At 67.4% G+C, this 1,236-nt stretch carries 1 protein-coding gene; it reads right to left on the bottom strand.

What is annotated here, in order from left to right; translation table 11 throughout:
* Nucleotides 1–678 (bottom strand): alpha/beta fold hydrolase (locus tag I5Q34_RS33555; protein WP_199896278.1); only part of this gene is annotated, 678 nt, incomplete at its 3' end.
* Between the last annotated feature and the right edge of the window lie 558 nt (nucleotides 679–1,236).

Below are 1,236 nucleotides of genomic sequence, written 5' to 3'. Positions count from 1 at the left end.
TGCCTGGTCGTCGCCGCCGTGGACCACGAGGGTCGGGATGTCGAACTTCCCGAGGTCGTCGTGGAAGTCGGTCGTACTGAACGCGTCCACACAGGCGATGCCACCCTCGATGGTCTGTGTCATCGCCATGTACCAGAAGGCGTCCTCGATGCCTCGAGTGACCTTGTTGCCGGGCCGGTTGGTGGAGAAGAACACCTCGGTCATGTCCTTCCAGCACTGCGACCGCTCCTCGAGAATGCCGGCCTTGAGGCCGTCGAACTCGGACCGCGGTACGCCCTCGGGGTTGTCGGGCCCTTGCAGCAGGTACGGAGTGATCGACGAGAGCAGGACGGCGGACCGGATCCGCTCCGTGCCGTGCCGGCCGATGTACCGGGCGAGCTCACCGCCGCCCATGGAATGCGACACCAGGGTGACGTTACGCAGGTCCAGACGGGAGAGGATGTCGTCGAGGTCGTCGGCGAAGGTGTCGAAGTCGTACCCGTCGTACACCGGAGTGGACCGTCCATGACCGCGTCGGTCGTGCGCGATACCGCGGTAACCGGCGTCCGCGACCGCCTTGAGCTGGTCCTGCCAGGCATCGCCGTTGAGTGGCCACCCGTGAAGAAACACCACAGGCCGCCCTTCCCCCCAGTCCCTGTAAAAGATCTCGACGCCATCGCGCGTCCTGCAAACCGGCATGCCGCACAGTCCTCTCGCAGGGCAGGGGCCGGAACGCCGCGCACAGGCAGGCGACAAGCGCTCGTCCCGGTGAAAGACACCACCATCGGTCAGATACCCATGGCTATCTTCCCCGCTCTCCTCCAGCTCCGCGATCCGAGAGGCCCGGGAGTTGGACGGGCTCCGGGATCGATCGCGATGCGTGGGCGGAGTTCGGTGCCCTGTTCCGGTGTGACGCCCACATCGACCGCCGCATCAAGAAACAGCCGACTGCGTCCGCAGAGCATCCGGACGCAGTAGCCGGCCGGCGTGGTCGCCGGTGGGCGGCTGGAATGAAGGAGGGAGCTTCCGGTGGACACCGGGAGCTCGGGCCCGCAAGCGATGCCTGGCCTGCCCCCATGGAGATCCCATGCGGCTTCCGCTGCCTGCCGCCCAGTCAGGCAGGGTGTCACCGCCACACCGTCCGCGCAGTCACCCCACCAACCTGCGCGCCCGCACGCACATGCGCCGACGTCAACGCCCCAGCCGCATCGAGCTCCAACAGCCGCGCCACCAGCACCGGCCTGGACACCCTCAGCC

The sequence above is a fragment of the Streptomyces sp. AV19 genome (genome assembly GCF_015999245.1).
In the GTDB taxonomy this organism is placed as follows: domain Bacteria; phylum Actinomycetota; class Actinomycetes; order Streptomycetales; family Streptomycetaceae; genus Streptomyces.
Note: the sequence above shows the minus strand (reverse complement) of the source record. Positions and strands in the feature narration are given on the sequence as shown.